Source organism: Streptomyces sp. IBSBF 3136, assembly GCF_036815105.1.
In the GTDB taxonomy this organism is placed as follows: Bacteria; Actinomycetota; Actinomycetes; order Streptomycetales; family Streptomycetaceae; genus Streptomyces.
In genome coordinates this window covers 1-3,829 of record NZ_JAJSZC010000388.1, presented here as the reverse complement: position 1 = coordinate 3,829, position 3,829 = coordinate 1, and the positions used below count along the sequence as shown (strand labels likewise).

Sequence of the window (3,829 nt, the reverse complement as noted above, 5' to 3'; positions counted from 1 at the left end):
GCCCGCACCCCCGCGGCCTCACCTTCCGCCTCCGCCGGGAAATCCGCTCCCGGCTCGCCCTCCACCACCCCCTCGGCGTCCGCGACGAAGGCCGAGGCCGGTCGGAAGGACCGCGGTCCCGAACCCCAGGGCACCTCGGCCGCCACCACCGGCGGCGCCCCGGACCGCACCACCGCCCCCGCCGCCACCTGCCGGGTCGCCTACCATCTGGACAGCCAGTGGGCCTCCGGTTTCCAGGCGACCGTCACCGTCACCACCGACAAGGCCCTCACCGGCTGGCAGGTCGCCTGGAACTTCCGCGACGGCCAGCAGGCCGGCCAGATGTGGGACGCCACGGTCCACCAGAACGGCCCCCGCGTCACGGCCACCGCGGCCGACTACAACCGGTCCGTGCCCGCACACGGCAGCCTGTCGTTCGGATTCATCGCCTCCTGGCAGGGCGAGAACCGGCCGCCCTCCGGATTCACGCTCAACGGCGCGCCCTGCGCCACGGGGTGAGCGCCGCCCGCGCCACGGGGTGAGCGCCGCCCGCGCCACCGCTCGAACGCCGTCCGCGCCACGGATCCAGTGCCGACAGCGGTGAGGAGAAAACCCGTTGACGCGCGGCGCCCCGGGGCGGGAGAGTGATCACACACGCCGGAGCGGCGTGCGAAGCGCGAGCGGAATCGAGGAGGTGTCGACCGATGGCTGTCACTGTGCCGGGCGCTGCCCGCATCCAGGAACTCCTCAAGTCCACCTCCGTGGCCACCGGCTGACCGAACCGCGCCGTACGCGCACGCCGGGGCCACCCTTGTGAAGGGTCCCCCCTTGACTTCCAGCTCCGCTGCTCTCTTTGCGCTGGCCCCCTACGGCTGGGACGACGCCTGGGCCGACGCGTTCACCCCGTACGAGGCCGAAGGGCTGCTGCCCGGCCGGGTGATCCGGGTCGACCGCGGCCAGTGCGACGTGGTGACCCCGGGCGGTGTGCTCCGGGCCGACACCGCCTTCGTCACCCCGCACGACCCGCTGCGGGTCGTGTGCACCGGCGACTGGGTCGCCGTCGAACCCGGCGGCAACCCCCGTTATGTGCGCGCGTATCTGCCGCGCCGCACCTCCTTCGTGCGCTCGACCTCCTCCAAGCGGTCCGAGGGGCAGATCCTCGCGGCCAACGTCGACCACGCCGTCATCGCGGTGTCCCTGGCGGTCGAACTCGACCTCGGACGCGTCGAACGGTTCCTCGCCCTGGCGTGGGAGTCGGGCGCCCAGCCCGTGGTCGTGCTCACCAAGGCCGACCTCGTGCCGGACCCGGTGACCCTGGGCCACCTCGTGCAGGACGTCGAGACGAGTGCGCCCGGCGTGCCCGTGCTCACCGTCAGCGCCCTGCACGGCGACGGTCTCGACACGCTCGTCGCCCTCGTCGGATCGGGCACGTCCGTGCTGCTCGGGCAGTCCGGCGCCGGCAAGTCCACCCTCGCCAACGCGCTCGTCGGCGAGGACGTGATGGACGTCAAGGCCGCCCGGGACGTCGACGGCAAGGGCCGGCACACCACCACCACCCGCAACCTGCTGGCGCTGCCCTCGGGCGGTGTGCTCATCGACACCCCCGGCCTGCGCGGCGTCGGCCTGTTCGACGCCGGCGGCGGGGTCGGGCAGGTGTTCGCCGAGATCGAGGAGCTGGCCGAGCGGTGCCGCTTCCACGACTGCTCGCACGAGTCCGAGCCCGGCTGCGCGGTCCGCTCCGCGGTCGAGGACGGGGAGCTCCCGGTCCGGCGGCTGGAGAGCTACCGCAAGCTCATGCGCGAGAACCAGTGGATCGTCGCCAAGACGGACGCCCGGCTGCGCGCCGAGATCAAGAAGGACTGGAAGCGCAAGGGCGCCCAGGGCCGGGCGGCGATGGAGGCCAAGCGGGGCCGCTGGAGTTAGTTGCCTGGCCGCGCGCCGGGCGACGGTGGAGCCGACCGGGGGCTCGCTGGAGCCGGTCCTCCGGCCGCGGTCGGGTCGGCGACGGAGACCGGGCGGGGGCGCCGAGACCGGCCCGGGCGGGGGCCGCCGCCCGGGCCGGCTGTGGCCGTCCCCCCCGATCCGGTTGTCCGCCCGGCTGCGGTCGTCCCCCCCCGATCCGGCTATGTGCCCGGCTGCGGGCGTCCCCCTCCGCGGCTGCGGCCGTCCGCCCGGGCTGGGTGTCCGATTCCCGCCAGCCGCCCCGCCGTCCGGGTCCGACAATGGGACACGTGATGGACGAGGACAGCAGGTACGAAGCGGTGCGCAGCCGGGACGGCCGGTTCGACGGCGCGTTCTTCTTCGCCGTCGAGACGACCGGTATCTACTGCCGGCCGAGCTGCCCCGCGGTGACGCCCAAGCGGCGCAACGTGCGGTTCTTCCCGACGGCGGCCGCCGCGCAGGGCTCCGGCTTCCGGGCCTGCCGGCGGTGCCGGCCGGACTCGGTGCCGGGCTCCGCCGAATGGAACGTCCGCGCGGACGCCGTCGGCCGGGCCGTGCGCCTGATCGCCGACGGCGTCGTGGACCGCGAGGGCGTCGCGGGCCTCGCCGCCCGGCTCGGCTACAGCGCCCGGCAGGTGCAGCGTCAGCTCACCGCCGAACTCGGCGCCGGACCGGTGGCCCTCGCCCGCGCCCAGCGGGCGCACACCGCCCGGGTGCTGCTGCGCACCACCGACCTGCCGATCACCGAGATCGCGTTCGCGTCCGGGTTCGCCAGCGTGCGGCAGTTCAACGACACCGTCCGCGAGGTGTACGCCGCGACACCGACCGAGGTACGGGCCGCCGCGCCCCGGTCCCGGGGCGCCCGCCGGGCCGCATCGGGGGCCGGCATCCCGCTCCGGCTCGCCTACCGGGGCCCCTACCAGGCGGCCGCAGTCTTCGACCAGCTCGCACGGGAGGCCGTACCCGGTGTCGAGGAGGTGAGCGGCACCCCCGGCGACCGCACCTACCGGCGCACCCTGCGGCTGCCGTACGGCACAGCGCTGGCCGCCGTCGGCGAGCGCCCCCGGCGCCCCGGGACGGCCGGCGGCACGCACCCGGGCGGCTGGCTCGACGCGCGGCTGCATCTCACCGACCCCCGCGACCTGACCACCGCCGTACAGCGGCTGCGGCGGCTGTTCGACCTCGACGCCGACCCGTACGCGGTGGACGAGCGGCTCGCCACCGACCCGGTGCTCGCCCCGCTGGTCGCCGCCCGGCCCGGACTGCGCTCGCCCGGCGCCGCCGACCCGCTGGAGCCCGCGGTCCTGGCCCTGGTGGGAGTGGCCGGGGCCGCCGAGCTGGTCCTGCGCCACGGCAAGGCCCTGGACGCACCCTGCGGGAGCCTCACCCATCTGTTCCCGGAGCCCGCGGCCCTCGCCGGCGCCGAGCCCGGCGGCCCGCTCGGCGCCTTGGCCGCCGCCCTCGCCGACGGCACCGTACGGCTGGACCCGGGCGCCGACCGCGACGACGCCGCACGCGCCCTGCTCGCCCTTCCCGGCCTCGACCCGGCGGTGGTCGCCACCGTCCGGGTGCGCGCCCTCGGCGACCCCGACGTGGCCCCGCCCGGCGTCGACGCCCCGGACACCTGGCGGCCCTGGCGGTCGTACGCCGTCCAGCACCTGCGCGTGGCGGGGAACGCGCGGGCCACGGGGGAGCCGGGGTAGGCCGACGTGCCCGGGCACCGGCGCGGAGGGGCACGGCCCACGCAGGACCGGTGGCCGTTCCCGTCACGCATGCCGGTGGAGTTCGACGGCGAGCGGGGCGGCGGTGCACACGGAGGCCTCCGCGATCACCCCCGGCACCCCTCCACCTCCGGGGTCTGACCGCCGCCCGCCCGGGCCGGCGGAAGGGGCCCGGGCGGGCGGGGGCG

3 protein-coding genes are annotated in these 3,829 nt (G+C 76.5%); all 3 read left to right on the top strand.

Translation table 11 applies throughout. The features are described from left to right. The coding region (locus V7E45_RS39245) for a cellulose binding domain-containing protein (RefSeq protein WP_333779072.1) at positions 1–498 on the top strand (498 nt) is incomplete at its 5' end. 309 nt (positions 499–807) lie between these two features. Next, entirely contained in the window at positions 808–1,902 is a 1,095-nt protein-coding gene (gene rsgA / locus V7E45_RS39240) for a ribosome small subunit-dependent GTPase A (RefSeq protein ID WP_333779071.1), read from the top strand. Positions 1,903–2,213: 311 nt separating this feature from the next. After that, positions 2,214–3,623, top strand: coding sequence for a DNA-3-methyladenine glycosylase 2 family protein (locus V7E45_RS39235; protein WP_333779073.1), 1,410 nt, complete (start codon positions 2,214–2,216; stop codon positions 3,621–3,623). Positions 3,624–3,829: the final 206 nt, after the last annotated feature.